This is a genomic window from Ochrobactrum teleogrylli (assembly GCF_037482325.1).
Lineage (GTDB): Bacteria > Pseudomonadota > Alphaproteobacteria > Rhizobiales > Rhizobiaceae > Brucella > Brucella teleogrylli.
Genome location: NZ_JBBHKQ010000001.1, coordinates 2,162,113 through 2,177,792, shown reverse-complemented (window position 1 = coordinate 2,177,792; position 15,680 = coordinate 2,162,113). Strand labels below are relative to the sequence as shown.

Genomic DNA, 15,680 nt, shown 5'->3' with positions numbered 1-15,680 from the left:
GACGGCCAGACCTATGGCGATGAAACCCTGAATAATGAAAACCGCATTCATCATGATATCGTCCTTTAGCGCTGATGGTTTTCCGTCAAACCACCGCGCATATGGTGCCACTGAAAGCACTTTGCGAAAAGTATAGAGCGCATTCCGGCTGCTGCAAGGTGCCGGGCATGCGCTCGCACTCGATTATGCCCGTCAGATCGCGGCAAAGCCTTTTTCAAGATCTGCGATGATATCGGCAACATCTTCCAGACCAATCTGCAGCCGGATGACCGGTCCTGGATAATTGCCCTTGGCAATCAGGCGGTCGGCAACGCGCACCTGCAGCGCGAGGCTTTCATAACCGCCCCAGGAATAGCCAAGGCCGAAGATTTCCAGCGCGTTGAGGAAAGCATGGGCTTCCGCCTGTCCGCCTTCTTTCAGAACGAACGAGAAGATGCCCGACGAGCCGGTGAAATCGCGCTTCCAGATTTCGTGGCCGGGATGGCTTTCAAGGGCAGGGTGCAGAACCTGTGCGACTGCGGGATGGCTTTCGAGCCAATGGGCAACTTCCAGTGCGCTCTTGCGGTGATGCTCCAGCCGGATGCCCATGGTGCGCATGCCGCGCAGGACTTGATAGGTATCGTCGGGGTTGGCGCAAAGCCCAAGCGTGCCGTGGGTTTCGAGAAGCTGCGGCCAGCATTTCTCGTTGGCGGAAATGGTGCCGAACAGAATGTCGGAATGGCCGGATGGATATTTGGTCGAGGCGTGAATCGTAACATCCACACCGAAGTCGAGCGCCTTGAAATAGACTGCGGTTGCCCAGGTGTTGTCCATCATCACGATGGCGTCGCCTTTGTGGGCAGCTTCAACGATGGCCGGAATGTCCTGCATCTCGAAAGTGTTGGAGCCGGGCGATTCCGTAAAGACCACCTTGGTATTGGGCTTCATCAGAGCCGCGATGCCCGCGCCGATTTCCGGGTCGTAATATTCGACATCCACGCCCATGCGCTTGAGGATCGTATCGGCAAAATGACGGGTCGGATTGTAGATCGAATCCACCAGCAGAGCATGATCGCCGGAAGACAGGAAGGCCAGCAGTGGCACGGTCACAGCCGCCAGACCGGACGGAACGCAGACGGTTCCGGCAGAGCCTTCCAGTGCATTGATCGCATCGCAAAGCGCATCGCTGGTGGGCGTTCCGCGCGTGCCATAGGTATATTTCTGGTTGCCGGTCGCCATGGTCTCGGCATCCGGGAAAAGCACGGTCGAGGCGCGGACAACCGGCGGATTGACGAAGCCGTGATAGTCGCGTGGCTGATAGCCATCATGCGCCAGTCGAGTGTTTATCCCCAGTTTCGCCGTGTTGACTTGCTGCTTAGCCACGAAATTGCCTCCAGACCGTGTTGCATGCGTTCCGCCGGTTCTCTTTTAGAGAGCTCTGCATGGTCGTACCGTCTACCGGATGCGGCCAGATGCGGTTGGCAGAAAGATCAATGATTCCGCCGATAACGGAATGTTTTGAAGTTCATTCGATAAGCCGCGTCTGGGCTGGATGCAACCCTGTGGTCAGTGCTCGAAGTGCAAGATGCGATGCGAAAAGGGAATAATGGAATGTCATCACCGGATATGAAAAACACGCTTCTCAATCCGGTATATGCGGCCATTGAACTTATCCGCTCCTTTCTGCGTCCTGCTTATAAGGGAGCTCCCTATTCCTGGACGATGCAGATGACAGCAATCGTCGTGCTGCTGCCCTTCATCATCCTGATCCTGCACCTATGGGACGCCGATATCGTTCGTGCGGCGGCTGGAAGCACCAATATCGTCATGGAAATCCTGCGAACCGTGACCGACGCGATCCGCACGCTGGTGTGGCTGGCGGTGGCGCTGATCGTCTGGCTCGTGGCGGCTTTCATCTTGTCGCCCGGTTATCGGGGGCAGATGCGCCCCATTCTCATGCGCTGGCACGGTTGGGCCACGCTGGTATTGGCATCCATCGTCGCGGGCAGTATTCCAACGGAAATCGGCAAGCTTGCCATCGGTCGCGCGCGCCCGTTTCTGCTCGATCAATATGGTGCAGCCTATTTCTCGCCGTTCAAGGGTGAGTTTCTCTATGAGAGTTTCCCGTCGGGCCATTCGATGATGGCGGGTATCATGATGATGTCGCTGAGCATTTTTCTGCCACGCTGGCGCTTTCCGATTATCGTTATCGGTCTGTTGTTCTGCATCAGCAGGCTTGCTGCCGGAGCGCATTTCCCGACCGACATTGTGGCAGGTTGTACGATTGGATTGCTCGCAACCTGGTGGGTGGCGCGCTACATGGCGACGCGAAATATTATTTTTTCACTGGATGATAAGCACACGCTCCCCACTGTGTGATTCTGGCCCTGACCGCGGCTGTTTTCGACAGCCGCGCTAGGGCTATGTTCATTTAAATAACTGTTATTACTCTATTTTCACTTTCGAGATTCCAGCAAGTGTCGAACCTCACACTTTGTTAGCCGCGCTACCCAGAAATTGGGAAACCGTGTAAAAAATTGAACCGCTGTTTCGGGCTTTTCCACGAAACGCGGATTTTGCCGCCGTTATTAACTTGACCAATGCCCAAATATCGCCTTCGATAAGGCGGTGAAGGCGACAGGCGCCGCTGTGCTCGAAAATAATCAAGAGGCCGGATAAACTGGTCAGGGCGAGAGGCGGTCTGCTATGCAGCGTGGGGTTGAGGACGAGCGCAACGCTTTTCCCGGAAAAACCTATGCAACAACAACGAGAGAGACGCACGGGCAGTTTGCCCGACGTTTCCAGGGAACAAAAAGGTTGCAGGCCAGATGAAAAATACAATCGTAATGGGGTTATTGGGTGCGGCAGCGCTGTTCGGCGCGGCTTCAGGGGCATCTGCCGACACGCTTTCGGATGTGAAGGCAAAGGGCTTCCTGCAATGTGGCGTCAACACCGGTCTTCTCGGTTTTGCTTCGCCGGACGACAAGGGCGAATGGTCGGGCTTCGACGTGGATTATTGCCGCGCGGTCGCGTCCGCGATATTTGGCGATCCGACCAAGGTGAAGTTTACGCCGCTCAATGCCAAGGAACGCTTCACGGCATTGCAGTCTGGTGAAGTGGATGTTCTGATCCGCAACACCACCTGGACTATCAGCCGCGATACGTCGCTCGGTCTTGATTTCGCGGGCGTGAACTATTTCGACGGCCAGGGCTTCATGATCAATTCGAAGAAGCTTTCCGGCATCAATTCGGCGCTTCAGCTTTCCGGCGCTTCGATCTGCGTTCAGGCTGGCACCACGACCGAACTGAACATGGCCGATTATTTCCGCTCCAACAAAATGGAATATAATCCGGTCGTCTTCGAAAAGGTCGATGAAGCCAATGCGGCTTACGATTCCGGTCGTTGCGACGCTTATACCACCGACCAGTCCGGCCTTTATGCGATCCGCCTGACGCTCGCCAATCCGGACGATCACGTCATCCTGCCGGAAATCATTTCGAAGGAGCCGCTTGGACCAGCTGTCCGTCAGGGCGATTCCAAGTGGGCAGACGTTATCCGCTGGACCCATTATGCCCTGTTGAACGCCGAAGAATTCGGTATCACGAAGGCCAATGTCGATGAGATGAAGAACTCCGACAACCCCGAAATCAAGCGCTTGCTTGGCACCGAAGCCGATACGAAGATCGGTACCGATCTCGGCCTCGACAATGACTGGGTCGTCAAGATCATCAAGGGCGTCGGCAATTACGGCGAATTGTTCGAACGCAATCTCGGCAGCGGCAGTCCACTCAAGATCGCGCGCGGCCTCAATGCCCAGTGGACGAAGGGTGGCCTGCAATACGGCATGCCGATCCGCTAAGGACGACGGCTTTTGCATCTGACATGGGGTGGGGGCATTTGCACCCGCCTCATGCCGGATTTGTCAGCTCTTTATTTCCCTGAGAACAGGTTTCCCTCGGGATCGGACCTGTTTCGTAGCAGGCATTTGAAATGGGCGTTTGCCCACAAGAGCGCATAGCATTTCGCTGGCCAGACATTTGAACCGGCCCGTCGCAAAAAAGTATGGTTCGGCTGCATTGACGTTTCGAGAATTACGCTTCCGTTTGGGAGCGCCGTTTCCGTTCCGAAAAATTTGCGCCAGAGCCCCAAGATACGGGAAACATATGGCTTCCTATTCTGCAACCGAACGCCATGATGGCGGTGGAACCTCACTTCTCTACGATCCGCGCGTTCGCGGCATCTTCTATCAGGTGATTGTGTTCGTCGCGGTCGTAGGCTCGATCTACTGGATCGTCGGAAACACGATCACCAATCTTCAGCGCGCGAATATCGCCTCCGGCTTCGGCTTTCTGAACGGTCGCGCGGGTTTCGATGTCAGCCAGACACTGATTTCCTATAACAGCGATTCCACCTATGGCCGGGCCATTCTGGTCGGTCTGGTCAACACACTCTATGTGGCGGGCTTGGGCGTTATCACGGCCTCGATCATCGGCTTTCTTGTCGGTATCGGTCGTCTGTCGCGCAACTGGCTGATCCGAAAGATCTGCACGGTCTATGTCGAGGTGTTTCGCAACATTCCGCCGCTGCTGGTCATTTTCTTCTGGTATTTCGGCATTCTGGCCACCTTGCCGAATGTGCGCGAGAGCATCAGCGGACCGCTGCACACCTATATCAATACGCGCGGTTTCTTCATGCCCGCGCCAGTCTGGGGTGAGGGGGCGTGGCTGATACTGGCGGCGCTCGCATTGGGCATTGTCGCCTCTTTCGTGGTGGCGCGCTGGGCCAAGCGCCGGCAGATGGCGACGGGGCAGCCCTTCCATACAATCCGTGTCGCGATCGCTTTGATCATTGGTCTGCCGCTACTTGCCTTCATCGCGACCGGTTTTCCGGTATCCTTCGATGTCCCGAAACTCGGGACGTTCAATCTGACGGGTGGCGCGCAGGTCAAACCGGAATTTTTGGCGCTGTTTCTGGCTCTGTCTTTCTATACGGCGTCGTTCATTGCCGAAACGGTGCGCGCAGGCATTCTTGGCGTCAACAAAGGGCAGACTGAAGCCGCTTATGCTGTGGGCATGCGGCCCGGCCCGACGATGCGGCTGATCATCGTGCCGCAGGCGCTGCGCATCATCATTCCGCCACTGTCGAGCCAGTATCTGAACCTTATCAAGAATTCCTCGCTGGCAATCGCCATCGGCTATCCGGATCTGGTCGCCGTCGGCGGCACGATCCTCAATCAGACGGGCCAGTCGGTTGAAGTCGTGGCGATCTGGATGGTGATCTATCTGGGCATCAGTCTGGTTACATCCGCCCTCATGAACTGGTTCAATGCCAAAATGGCGCTGGTGGAGAGATGACCATGGAAAATGCCGATCTCCAATATATCCGCACGCAAATGGTCGATAGCGAAAAGCCGCCGCGTTCCGTACAGGGCTTTTCGCACTGGCTGCGCGTCAATCTCTTCGCTTCTCCAACCGATGCGGCCCTGACGATCTTCGCTCTGTTTCTGCTGGTCTGGTTTCTGCCTTCGGCGATTCAGTGGCTCTTCATCAATGCGGTGTGGAGCGGAACCGACCGCACCGCCTGTCTGACCGTTGCGCAGGGCGGCGCACAGCCGGATGGCTGGTCCGGCGCGTGCTGGGCTTTTGTTCAGGCCAAGTATGAGCAGTTCATCTATGGGCGCTATCCGATCGATGAGCGGTGGCGGGTCAATCTCACGGCGCTGATCTTCGTCGTGCTTTTGGTACCGCTGCTGATCCCGAAGGTGCCGCAGAAGGCGCTCAACGCCATTCTGTTCTTCTTCGTGTTTCCGTTCGTCGCTTTCTTCCTGCTGGTTGGTGGCTGGTTTGGCCTGTCCTTCGTGGAAACGCCGCTTTGGGGCGGCCTTCTGGTGACGCTGGTTCTGTCCTTCGTGGGCATTGCCGTCTCACTGCCGCTCGGCATTTTGCTGGCGCTCGGTCGCCGGTCGCATCTGCCTGTCATCAAGACATTTAGCATCATTTTCATCGAGATGGTGCGCGGTGTTCCGCTGGTCACAGTGTTGTTCATGGCGAGCGTCATGCTGCCACTGTTCCTGCCGCCGGGTGTCACCTTCGACAAACTGCTGCGTGCGTTGATCGGCGTGGCGTTGTTTGCCTCGGCCTATATGGCGGAAGTGGTGCGCGGCGGACTACAGGCCATTTCGCGCGGGCAATATGAAGGCGCGGATGCGCTCGGCCTCAGCTACTGGCAGAAGACGGGTCTCATCATCCTGCCGCAGGCGCTGAAACTGGTGATTCCCGGCATCGTGAACACCTTCATCGGTCTCTTCAAGGATACGAGCCTCGTCTACATCATCGGCATGTTCGATCTTCTGGGTATTGTTCGCCAGAATTTCTCCGATGCCAATTGGGCTTCTCCACAGACGCCTGCTACCGGCCTTATTTTTGCGGGCTTCGTTTTCTGGATTTTCTGTTTCGCTATGTCGCGATACTCTATATTCATGGAACGACGGCTCGACACGGGTCACAAACGATAAAAAGAACAAAAGGGAATAATGGAATGAGTGCACAAAGCGCCCTCCCGCAATCCGAGCTCGGTGTCGATGTCGACGGCTCCAAGATGCAGGTTTCCAAAACCGATGTCGCCATCGAAATCACCAATATGCATAAGTGGTATGGTGAGTTTCACGTTCTGCGCGACATCAACCTGAAGGTCATGCGCGGTGAACGTATCGTCGTGGCTGGTCCGTCTGGTTCCGGCAAATCGACGATGATCCGCTGCATCAACCGTCTGGAGGAGCATCAGAAGGGCAAGATCGTCGTTGACGGTATCGAACTCACCAACGATCTGAAGAAGATCGATGAAGTGCGCCGCGAAGTCGGCATGGTGTTCCAGCACTTCAACCTTTTTCCGCATCTGACCATTCTGGAAAACTGCACGCTGGCCCCGATCTGGGTGCGCAAGATGCCGAAGAAAAAGGCGGAAGAAATCGCCATGCATTATCTGGCGCGCGTGAAAATTCCGGAGCAGGCTAATAAATATCCGGGCCAGCTCTCCGGTGGCCAGCAGCAGCGCGTGGCAATTGCCCGTGCGCTGTGCATGAATCCGAAAGTCATGCTGTTTGACGAACCGACTTCTGCGCTCGATCCGGAAATGGTCAAGGAAGTGCTTGATACGATGGTGAGCCTTGCCGCCGAAGGCATGACCATGATCTGCGTGACGCACGAAATGGGCTTTGCCCGTCAGGTCGCCAATCGCGTGATCTTCATGGATCAGGGCCAGATTGTCGAACAGAACTCGCCGAACGAGTTCTTCGACAATCCGCAGCACGAACGCACCAAGCTGTTCCTCAGCCAGATCCTGCACTGATCAGGCCGATTGCCTTGCATTGGAAAACACCCGCCAGTGTCACTGGCGGGTGTTTTCGTATTATCTATTTTGTGTCGACTGTATGATTTTCAATCTTCCACGAAATGGCGCAGGCGCTGCAAGGCATCGTCCCACTGCGTCGAAACGGCCGCCAGATAGGCGCGGGCATCGACAAGTGGAGCAGGATGCAGGCGGAAGTGACTTTCCCGCCCGATCTTTTCCCGCTGCACAAGGCCAACCTGTTCGAGAACGGACAGGTGCTTGGTCACGGCTTGCCGTGTGATGCTGCCATTCTGCGACAGCACCACGATGGAGCGGCTCTCACCGTCACTCAATGTTTCGATGAGCGCAAGTCGGGTCGGGTCGGCAAGCGCCCCGAAAATAGCGGATATTTCCATGGCGTGACTGGCCGGGCTTTCATTCATTTTTCGACATGGGCCTTGATGTTGCCGACCTGCTCCTGCCAGCCGCCATCGTTCATGCGCAGTGCCAATGGCTGGCGCTCGGCGGGCAGGGCATCGAAACCGCTTTCAACAACCGTCAGGCGGGTGCCGCTCTCGATCGGTTCTAGCTTGAATTCCACCAGCGTCGGCGGCTCCTTGGAATAATCGACATCGGGCTCGATCGCATAAGGATGCCAGGTGAAGGCAAAATAGTTCGGCGCCTCCATATCCTTGACGAAGGATTCCCAGCGCACATGCTCAAAGCCCGGATAGGTGATGTGGCCGGTCGAAGCGGTGCCGACGACGAACGGGCCATCGATCTTGACGCGAAACCAGCTTCCAAACTCGTCATGGTCGGTCAGGGCGCGCCAAACGCGGTCAATGCCTGCGCGAATATCGACGGTTTTCTCAATGCGATCTGTCGTGCTTGCAAGGGTCATGGTGTAAATCCTCCGTAATTGGCAACTCAATGGTTGCTAATTTACAGGCCCAGGAAAAATAAGCAACCGAAAAGTTGCATATTTACTCCGGGGAGGGTGCTTTGTCGGGCAAGGGGAACAGCGTGCGAAGCTTTTCTGCCAAGGCGCGATCTCCTTCGACGATCAGCAGACCGGCCTCCTCAAGCGCTGATAATGGCTGCCCGCCATAGATCGTTGCGGCGACCATGCGCGGTGCGCCTTGCAGCGAAAGATCGCATCGTTCTGGCTTACCACGGGCGATATCCAGCGCCTCATCATGCAGGTGGGCGGTGAAATCTTCTCCATCCAGCTGCAGGTGGATGGTCGCATTCATCCCATGCGCGCTTTCGCTATCCAACATAGTGCGCAGGGATAGCAAGAACGACACTGTTGATATCGGCAGGTTCGGATCGTGCATTGGCGAACGCGCGGCCCAACGACCGAGTGCTTGCAGGATAGGCTCGCTTTCATAGCCCCATTCGGTGAGTTCATAGACCTGCACCGAGGCGGGGGGAGGCAATTTGGTCTTGTGGAGAATGCCCGCCAGTTCCAGCCCTTCCAGCCTCTGGGTCAGCACATTGGCGCTGACGCCCGGCAGATCGGCGCGCAAATCGCTGAAGCGCTTTGGGCCCAGCATCAGCTCTCGCATGACCAGCAGCGCCCAGCGCTCTCCAATTAAATCAAGGCCATGCGCTGCGGCGCACGCATCGTCATAGCTGCGCTTGGCGGCTTGTTTTTCGCTTTTAGTTATTTTTCCTAACTTCATAGTTGCTTAATATAACTTATCTGTCATTATGTTCAAGCAAACTTAATCCAGACATGTCCGTTAGAGGCAGAAAATGTCTGGCCCAGCGACGATTAACGTTAGCAATGGAGACAGGGCCACACCCTGCCAATGGAGGAAATGACATGCCGAAAATGATTTTCGTGAATCTGCCTGTGAAAGACGTTGCGCGCTCGACCAGCTTTTATGAAGCCATTGGCGCGCAGAAGAACCCGATGTTCTCGGACGAAACCGCGTCCTGCATGGTTTTCTCCGATACGATCCACGCCATGATCCTTGATCATGACAAGTTCAGCCAGTTCACGCCGAAGAAAATTGCCGATGCCACCGCGGTCAGCGAAGTACTGGTCTGCCTTTCCGCCGACAGCAAGGCCGAGGTGGATGATACGGTCGAAAAGGCCGCGAAGGCTGGCGGTCGTGCCGATCCAGCGGCCAAACAGGATTACGGTTTCATGTATGGGCGCAGCTTCGAGGACCCGGACGGCCATATCTGGGAGCTGATGTGGATGGATATGGAAGAAGCAGCCAAGGTCATGGGCTGACATCAAACCGGATAGACAGGGAGGAATTGACCATGTCTGGTCTCACCATTTGCCTGTGGTTCGATGGGCAGGCGGAGGAAGCCGCCAATCATTACGTTTCGATTTTTCGCGCCTGCGGGCGACCGGCTTCGATTGATGGCTTCATCCGCTTCAAGCATGGCCATCAGCAGAACGAAGAACAGGCAGTCACTGCGAACTTCACGCTCGACGGGCAAAAAATATGCGGCCTCAACGGCGGTCCGTCGTTCAAGTTTACGCCAGCGGCTTCGTTGATCGTTCGCTGCAAGGATCAGGCAGAGGTGGATGCCTTCTGGGAAAAACTTCTGGAAGGCGGTTCGCCGATGGAATGCAGTTGGCTGACCGACAAATACGGCTTCGCATGGCAGATCGTGCCCGATATGTTGCTCGATATTCTCGAAAACGGTGCGCCCGATGTCCGTCAGCGCGTAGCGGACGCCATGATGAAGATGGTCAAGATCGATGTTGCGACACTGGAAGCGGCGCGCGACGCTGCCTGAGTTTTAACCGACTATCCACGTATGGCCGCAACCGCATCATAGCCGTAGAGCCAGTCCAGATCCTTCAGAAAAGTATCCGGGCGGCGCAAGGCAAACAGCATGTTGCGGCCAAGCGCCATCGGTCCGGTGGCGTGATAGGCAAAGCGGTTAAGCTGGCCGCGTTTGGCGACCGCCGCGATCCGTTCCTTGCGGACGGTTTCGAAGCGACGCAGTCCCACCGATTGATCGGCGGCATCAAGCGCTTCGGCAAGTGCGGCAGCATCTTCAATCGCCATCGCCGCACCTTGCGCGGCAAATGGCGTGACGGCATGGGACGCATCGCCCAGAAATATGGTGCGGTTCGGCCCCAGAAACTGCGGTTCCGACATTTCGAAAAGCGGCCAATAGGTCCAATCTTCGGCAGTTGCCAGAACATCGCGAACCGGCTTGGCCCAATCCCGATAGGCGGCTTGCAGCTTTGTGCGGTCGCCTGTTCCGGACCAGTTTTCGCCCGCATTTTCACCTGCCGTTATGGCAACGAAATTGAAGAATGTCCCGGCTTTGACGGGATAGGCGATGAAATGAATGCTCGGGCCGAGCCAGGCCGATACGGCCTTGCGTTCAGGAAGAGCGCTCAGGAAAGAGGCGGGCAGGGCATTGGTTGCCAATGTTGCGCGCCACGCAATATGGCCGCTGAACCGCGCCTTGTCATAACTGGCAAGTGCGCGCTCGACAGACCAGACTCCATCGCAGGCGATCAGATAATCGGCCTCGATGGTCTCCGTTCCGCTTTCGCTTTTGACGGTCGCCACGATGCCCTTGTCGCGAGCGCTATGGTCGAGGATTTCGCTGCCGAGACTGATCTGGATCGCCGGGTTTTCCGCGCAGGCTTGCAACAGGGCCGATTGCAAATCGGCACGATGGCAGACCACATAGGCATGATGCCAGCGCTTAAAAGCCTTGTCACCCAGCTCCATGGCAAGCAGGGGACGCGCCTTGCGCCCGTCAACGAGGTAGAGCTTTTCAGGTGTTACGGCGTGGGAAGCCAAGCTGTCGGCGATACCGAGGCGTTCGAGGTGACGCATGGCGTTGGGGGCCAGCTGCAGGCCCGCACCGACTTCAGAAAGAGCTGAGGCTTTCTCGATGAGCCGGATGGTCCAGCCCCGTGCTGCAAGTTCCTGCGCCGCGCTCAATCCCGCGACACCGGCTCCTGCTATCAATATGTGGCCTTTGCCCATATCGGTCTTCTTGCCCAATGCTGTGACGAGATGGGCTTTAACAGACGCCGATCAGGCCGCTTTGTCGGCTGGGGCGTCGTAGGTGCAGCCTGACGGGACGGTTTCGTCGGCATGCAGCTTGGCATTGTAGCGATAAAGGGTCGAGCAATACGGGCAGACCACTTCGCTTTCATCGCCCATGTCGAGGAAGACATGCGGATGGTCGAAAGGCGGGTTTGCGCCGACGCACATGAATTCCTTTACGCCGATTTCAATGGCATTATGGCCGGCGTCGTTCTGGAAATGAGGAATGATGTGATCGGACATAATACGCTCCGGGCTGTCGTTCGCGGTATATAGCACGCCTCAGACCAGCGCGCTCAAAACTCTGCTTGCGTTTACCGCGAAACGCTTGTTTCCGGAAGCGTTTTCATCAATTCTAGGGATATTTAAGTGATTTGCTATCAAACTGTCATGTGACAGCCATAGACTTTGCGATGCGCCGGTTCGTTCCGGCAGATGCCGGATTAGGAAAAATGAACGAAAACAGTGCGTTGGCAAGAGAAACCCAGAACGGGGCTCATGAGATGACAGCTGAACCAGCCCGCACCTCCGATATCGGTTCGGACATGCAAAACGCTCCCGATGCTCACAAAGCTTTGAATGAAGATAAAATCGCGGAGCTGATGAACAGCGCGGATCGCTTCGTTAATCGTGAGTTTTCCTGGCTCCAGTTCAATCGTCGCGTTCTGGACGAGGCGGCCAATATGCGCCAGCCCTTACTGGAACGCCTGCGTTTTCTGTCTATTTCGGCCACCAATCTCGATGAATTTTTCATGGTGCGCATTGCCGGTCTTGCCGGACAGGTGCGGGCCGGTGTGGCGCTGCGCAGTGCCGATGGTCGTACGCCACAGGAGCAGCTCGATTTCGTTCTGGATGAAGTGAGCCGTTTGCAGGCCGAGCAGCAGGGACGTTTCCGCATTTTGCGTGATGAACTGGTGCAGGAAAATATCGACATCGTTCGCCCGTCGGGCTTGTCGGATTCGGAAAAGGAATGGCTGGAAAGCCATTTTCTTGAAACGATCTTCCCGGTTTTGACGCCGCTCTCCATCGATCCGGCTCATCCTTTCCCGTTCATTCCGAATCTGGGCTTCTCAATTGCCTTGCAGCTGGCGCGTCGCGCCGACAATCACCCGATGACCGCGCTTTTGCGCATTCCGGTGGCTCTGAAGCGTTTCATCCAGCTGCCGACAGACCAACAAAACGTCTATCGTGTCATCACCATTGAAGATGCGGTGAGCCTGTTTATCGGGCGGCTGTTCCCTGGTTATGAGGTGCGCGGAGCAGGCACATTCCGCATCATTCGTGACAGCGATATTGAAGTTGAAGAAGAAGCCGAAGACCTCGTGCGTCTCTTCGAAACGGCGCTGAAGCGCCGCCGTCGCGGTCAGGTGATCCGTATCGAATTCGATGGCGAAATGCCGGAAGCCCTGCGCGTCTTTGTGGCGACCGAACTTGGCGTCTCCGAAAATCGTGTCAGCGTGCATGAAGGACTTCTGGCGCTCAACATGATCTCGGAAATCGTCTCGATCCCGCGCGATGACCTGAAATTCGTGTCCTACAATCCGCGTTTCCCGGAACGTATCCGCGAACATGGCGGCGATTGCTTTGCCGCGATTCGCGAAAAGGATATCGTGGTTCACCACCCTTATGAATCCTTCGACGTTGTGGTGCAGTTCCTGCGTCAGGCGGCGGCGGACCCGGATGTGCTGGCCATCAAGCAGACGCTCTACCGCACCTCCAACGACAGCCCGATTGTGCGTGCGCTGGTCGATGCGGCGGAAGCGGGAAAGTCGGTGACGGCGCTGGTCGAGCTGAAGGCGCGCTTCGATGAAGAAGCCAATATTCGCTGGGCGCGCGATCTTGAACGCGCGGGCGTGCAGGTGGTGTTCGGCTTCATCGAATTGAAGACGCACGCAAAAATGTCGCTTGTCGTACGGCGCGAGGACCAGAAGCTGCGCTCCTATGTGCATCTGGGCACCGGCAATTATCACCCGATCACCGCGCGCATTTATACGGATCTATCCTTCTTCACTTCGGATGCGGATATCGCCCGCGATGTGGCGCATATCTTCAATTTCATCACCGGCTATGCCCAGCCCGCCGAGGAAATGAAAATCGCCATTTCGCCCTTCACCTTGCGCGCGCGCATCATCAAGCACATCGAGGATGAAGTGGCGCATGCGAAGGCCGGGCGACCGGCGGCGATCTGGATGAAGATGAATTCGCTGGTCGATCCACAGATTATTGATGCGCTTTATAAGGCAAGTCAGGCGGGCGTTCATATCGATCTGGTGGTGCGCGGCATTTGCTGCCTGCGGCCGGGTGTTCCGGGCTTATCGGACAATATCCGCGCCAAGTCGATTGTGGGGCGTTTTCTCGAGCATAGCCGCGTTTTCTGCTTTGGAAACGGGCATGATCTGCCGTCCGACAAGGCGATTGTCTATATTGGTTCCGCCGATATGATGCCGCGCAATCTCGACCGCCGTGTGGAGACTTTAGTACCCATCACCAACGCAACAGTTCATCAACAAATTTTATCACAAATCATGTTTGCCAACATAATTGATAACCAACAGAGCTATCAGCTACTTGCGGATGGCACCTCTCGCCGGATAGAAAAAGAAGAAGGAGAGGAAGCTTTCAACGCGCAGGAATATTTCATGACCAATCCTAGCCTTTCGGGTCGCGGAAAGTCGCTGAAGTCTTCGGCCCCCCGCCTCATCGCACATCGCAAGCGTGCGCAGGCGGAAAGAAAAACGACTGCATGAGCCCAGCTATAGCACAAGGCCGTCTGAAGGGTCTCAAGCCCATCGGGGTCATTGACATCGGCTCGAATTCGATCCGTCTCGTCATTTACGAAGGTATCGTCCGTTCACCGACGGTGCTTTTCAACGAAAAACTCCTTTGCGGTCTCGGCAAGGGACTCGCCAAGACAGGTCGGCTCAACGACAAGTCCGTCGATATTGCGCTGCGCGCCTTGCGGCGCTTCCGTGCGCTGGCCGAACAGGCTGGCGCCGTTTCCGTGCACGCGCTGGCGACAGCTGCCGCGCGCGAAGCGAAGAACGGACCTGATTTCATCGCGCAGGCCGAGGCCATTCTTGGACGGCACATTGAAGTTCTGTCCGGCAAGGAAGAAGCCTATTATTCGGCGCTGGGGATCATTTCCGGCTTCCACAAGCCCCAGGGCGTAGCGGGCGATCTCGGTGGCGGCAGCCTTGAGCTGGTGGCCGTCAACGATCACGATATCGGCGAGGGCATCACCCTGCCGCTCGGCGGCTTGCGCCTTCAGGACATGTCCGACGAAAAGCTGACGGAAGCCGCGAAGATCACACGCACGGAGCTTGCAAAGGCGACGCTGCTTGAAATGCATCAGGGGCAGGTCTTCTATGCGGTTGGTGGCACGTGGCGTAACCTTGCCAAGCTGCATATGACCGCGAAGCATTATCCACTACTGGTCATGCATGGTTACGAGATGGACCCGGTTGAGGCGCAGAGTTTTCTCAAGCGCGTCGCCAAGGGCAATATCGACACGATGCGCGGTATTGAGGCGGTATCGAAGAACCGTCGCCAGCTTCTGTCTTACGGCGCGACCGTGATGCTGGAAACCATCCGCCGCATGAAGCCATCTAAGATCGTTTTCTCGGCATTGGGCGTGCGCGAAGGATATCTCTATTCGCTGTTGCCGAAGAACGAGCAGAAACTCGACCCATTGCTGGCTTCTGCGGAAGAACTGGCGATACTGCGGTCGCGTTCGCCACGCCATGCGCGTGAACTTGCCGTCTGGACGACGCTTTCATTGCCGCAACTCGGCTTTGATGAAACCGAGGATGAGGCGCGTTATCGCGAAGCCGCATGTCTTGTGGCGGATATAAGCTGGCGCGCGCATCCCGATTATCGCGGTTCGCAGGCGCTGAACATCATTGCTCACGGCTCGTTCGGCGGCATTGACCATCCGGGCCGTTCCTATATGGCGCTGGCCAATTACTATCGTCATGAAGGGCTGATCGAAGACGAGATTGCGCCGGAAATCGTGCAGCTTGCCACACCGCGCCTGCGCGAAAGGGCCAAGCTACTCGGTGCATTGCTACGCGTCGTCTATCTTCTGTCGGCATCGATGCCGGGTGTCATTCCGCGCCTCTATTGGCGTGAGGAAGAAAACGGCATTGCGCTGGTCGTGCCGGGCGATCTTGCCGATCTTGTCTCGGACCGCCCGGAAGGTCGCCTGCAGCAGCTTGCCAAATTGACGGGCAAGAACCTCTATTTCGCGATTGGCGACAAGGGAGGGGAATAAGGGAGTAAGGGAATAGGGGAGTATGTTTATACAGCCCTTTTCACCTATTCCCCTACTG

Annotated in this window: 15 protein-coding genes; 9 read left to right on the top strand and 6 right to left on the bottom strand. The window is 56.4% G+C overall.

The window, feature by feature from the left end; genetic code table 11:
* Positions 1-192: 192 nt before the first annotated feature.
* Positions 193-1,362 (bottom strand): cystathionine beta-lyase, encoded by a 1,170-nt coding sequence (locus WIX40_RS10205; RefSeq protein ID WP_109368704.1) that lies wholly within the window; start codon positions 1,360-1,362, stop codon positions 193-195.
* A 228-nt stretch (positions 1,363-1,590) separates the two neighbouring features.
* Here WIX40_RS10205 and lpxE point away from each other — a divergent pair, with 228 nt between their 5' ends.
* The 5 genes from lpxE (at position 1,591) to WIX40_RS10180 (ending at position 7,327) form a co-directional block, all read left to right on the top strand.
* Positions 1,591-2,358 (top strand): lipid A 1-phosphatase LpxE, encoded by a 768-nt coding sequence (gene lpxE, locus WIX40_RS10200; RefSeq protein ID WP_339439840.1) that lies wholly within the window; start codon positions 1,591-1,593, stop codon positions 2,356-2,358.
* A 449-nt stretch (positions 2,359-2,807) separates the two neighbouring features.
* On the top strand, positions 2,808-3,839 hold the full coding sequence (locus WIX40_RS10195; protein ID WP_109368706.1) for an amino acid ABC transporter substrate-binding protein: 1,032 nt from the start codon (positions 2,808-2,810) through the stop codon (positions 3,837-3,839).
* Between the two features lie 304 nt (positions 3,840-4,143).
* On the top strand, positions 4,144-5,334 hold the full coding sequence (locus WIX40_RS10190; RefSeq protein ID WP_109368707.1) for an amino acid ABC transporter permease: 1,191 nt from the start codon (positions 4,144-4,146) through the stop codon (positions 5,332-5,334).
* Positions 5,335-5,336: 2 nt separating this feature from the next.
* Positions 5,337-6,494: an amino acid ABC transporter permease gene (locus WIX40_RS10185; RefSeq protein WP_109368708.1), complete on the top strand. Its 1,158-nt coding sequence runs from the start codon at positions 5,337-5,339 to the stop codon at positions 6,492-6,494.
* Positions 6,495-6,517: 23 nt separating this feature from the next.
* On the top strand, positions 6,518-7,327 hold the full coding sequence (locus WIX40_RS10180; protein WP_109368709.1) for an amino acid ABC transporter ATP-binding protein: 810 nt from the start codon (positions 6,518-6,520) through the stop codon (positions 7,325-7,327).
* A gap of 89 nt (positions 7,328-7,416) precedes the next feature.
* Here WIX40_RS10180 and WIX40_RS10175 read toward each other — a convergent pair whose 3' ends face one another.
* The 3 genes from WIX40_RS10175 to WIX40_RS10165 all read right to left on the bottom strand — a co-directional run bounded on the left by WIX40_RS10175 (position 7,417) and on the right by WIX40_RS10165 (position 8,994).
* The gene (locus tag WIX40_RS10175) at positions 7,417-7,752 is read right to left on the bottom strand and encodes an ArsR/SmtB family transcription factor (protein WP_235891988.1); all 336 of its coding nucleotides are present in this window, start codon (positions 7,750-7,752) and stop codon (positions 7,417-7,419) included.
* Positions 7,749-8,210 (bottom strand): SRPBCC family protein, encoded by a 462-nt coding sequence (locus WIX40_RS10170; RefSeq protein WP_109368710.1) that lies wholly within the window; start codon positions 8,208-8,210, stop codon positions 7,749-7,751. Before WIX40_RS10170 ends, WIX40_RS10175 begins: the two co-directional genes overlap by 4 nt.
* Positions 8,211-8,292: 82 nt before the next feature.
* Positions 8,293-8,994, bottom strand: a complete 702-nt coding sequence (locus WIX40_RS10165; RefSeq protein ID WP_121535698.1) for a winged helix-turn-helix transcriptional regulator — start codon at positions 8,992-8,994, stop codon at positions 8,293-8,295.
* 143 nt (positions 8,995-9,137) lie between these two features.
* On the opposite strand from WIX40_RS10165, the gene WIX40_RS10160 reads away from it, so the two are divergent.
* Together WIX40_RS10160 and WIX40_RS10155 are read left to right on the top strand one after the other, a co-directional pair.
* Positions 9,138-9,554 carry a VOC family protein gene (locus WIX40_RS10160; protein WP_109368712.1) on the top strand — a complete coding sequence of 139 codons (417 nt, stop codon included), beginning with the start codon at positions 9,138-9,140 and terminating at the stop codon, positions 9,552-9,554.
* A 32-nt stretch (positions 9,555-9,586) separates the two neighbouring features.
* A complete protein-coding gene (locus tag WIX40_RS10155) occupies positions 9,587-10,072 on the top strand; it encodes a VOC family protein (RefSeq protein ID WP_109368713.1) in 486 nt (161 codons plus the stop codon).
* Between the two features lie 11 nt (positions 10,073-10,083).
* Here WIX40_RS10155 and WIX40_RS10150 read toward each other — a convergent pair whose 3' ends face one another.
* Both WIX40_RS10150 and WIX40_RS10145 read right to left on the bottom strand, forming a co-directional pair.
* On the bottom strand, positions 10,084-11,289 hold the full coding sequence (locus WIX40_RS10150) for an FAD-binding protein (RefSeq protein ID WP_339439839.1): 1,206 nt from the start codon (positions 11,287-11,289) through the stop codon (positions 10,084-10,086).
* Positions 11,290-11,340: 51 nt separating this feature from the next.
* Entirely contained in the window at positions 11,341-11,595 is a 255-nt protein-coding gene (locus tag WIX40_RS10145) for a zinc-finger domain-containing protein (protein ID WP_109368715.1), read from the bottom strand.
* 260 nt (positions 11,596-11,855) lie between these two features.
* Here WIX40_RS10145 and WIX40_RS10140 point away from each other — a divergent pair, with 260 nt between their 5' ends.
* Both WIX40_RS10140 and ppx read left to right on the top strand, forming a co-directional pair.
* Positions 11,856-14,099, top strand: coding sequence for an RNA degradosome polyphosphate kinase (locus WIX40_RS10140; protein WP_371830902.1), 2,244 nt, complete (start codon positions 11,856-11,858; stop codon positions 14,097-14,099).
* Positions 14,096-15,622: an exopolyphosphatase gene (gene ppx, locus WIX40_RS10135; RefSeq protein ID WP_109368717.1), complete on the top strand. Its 1,527-nt coding sequence runs from the start codon at positions 14,096-14,098 to the stop codon at positions 15,620-15,622. Before WIX40_RS10140 ends, ppx begins: the two co-directional genes overlap by 4 nt.
* The last annotated feature ends 58 nt before the right edge of the window (positions 15,623-15,680 follow it).

Excerpts from the sequence above, each read along its gene's own strand:
- lpxE (WP_339439840.1), top strand. The coding sequence starts at position 1,591 with ATGTCATCACCGGATATGAAAAACACGCTTCTCAATCCGGTATATGCG.
- WIX40_RS10195 (WP_109368706.1), top strand. The coding sequence starts at position 2,808 with ATGAAAAATACAATCGTAATGGGGTTATTGGGTGCGGCAGCGCTGTTC.
- WIX40_RS10190 (WP_109368707.1), top strand. The coding sequence starts at position 4,144 with ATGGCTTCCTATTCTGCAACCGAACGCCATGATGGCGGTGGAACCTCA.
- WIX40_RS10185 (WP_109368708.1), top strand. The coding sequence starts at position 5,337 with ATGGAAAATGCCGATCTCCAATATATCCGCACGCAAATGGTCGATAGC.
- WIX40_RS10180 (WP_109368709.1), top strand. The coding sequence starts at position 6,518 with ATGAGTGCACAAAGCGCCCTCCCGCAATCCGAGCTCGGTGTCGATGTC.
- WIX40_RS10175 (WP_235891988.1), bottom strand. The coding sequence starts at position 7,752 with ATGAATGAAAGCCCGGCCAGTCACGCCATGGAAATATCCGCTATTTTC.
- WIX40_RS10170 (WP_109368710.1), bottom strand. The coding sequence starts at position 8,210 with ATGACCCTTGCAAGCACGACAGATCGCATTGAGAAAACCGTCGATATT.
- WIX40_RS10165 (WP_121535698.1), bottom strand. The coding sequence starts at position 8,994 with ATGAAGTTAGGAAAAATAACTAAAAGCGAAAAACAAGCCGCCAAGCGC.
- WIX40_RS10160 (WP_109368712.1), top strand. The coding sequence starts at position 9,138 with ATGCCGAAAATGATTTTCGTGAATCTGCCTGTGAAAGACGTTGCGCGC.
- WIX40_RS10155 (WP_109368713.1), top strand. The coding sequence starts at position 9,587 with ATGTCTGGTCTCACCATTTGCCTGTGGTTCGATGGGCAGGCGGAGGAA.
- WIX40_RS10150 (WP_339439839.1), bottom strand. The coding sequence starts at position 11,289 with ATGGGCAAAGGCCACATATTGATAGCAGGAGCCGGTGTCGCGGGATTG.
- WIX40_RS10145 (WP_109368715.1), bottom strand. The coding sequence starts at position 11,595 with ATGTCCGATCACATCATTCCTCATTTCCAGAACGACGCCGGCCATAAT.
- WIX40_RS10140 (WP_371830902.1), top strand. The coding sequence starts at position 11,856 with ATGACAGCTGAACCAGCCCGCACCTCCGATATCGGTTCGGACATGCAA.
- ppx (WP_109368717.1), top strand. The coding sequence starts at position 14,096 with ATGAGCCCAGCTATAGCACAAGGCCGTCTGAAGGGTCTCAAGCCCATC.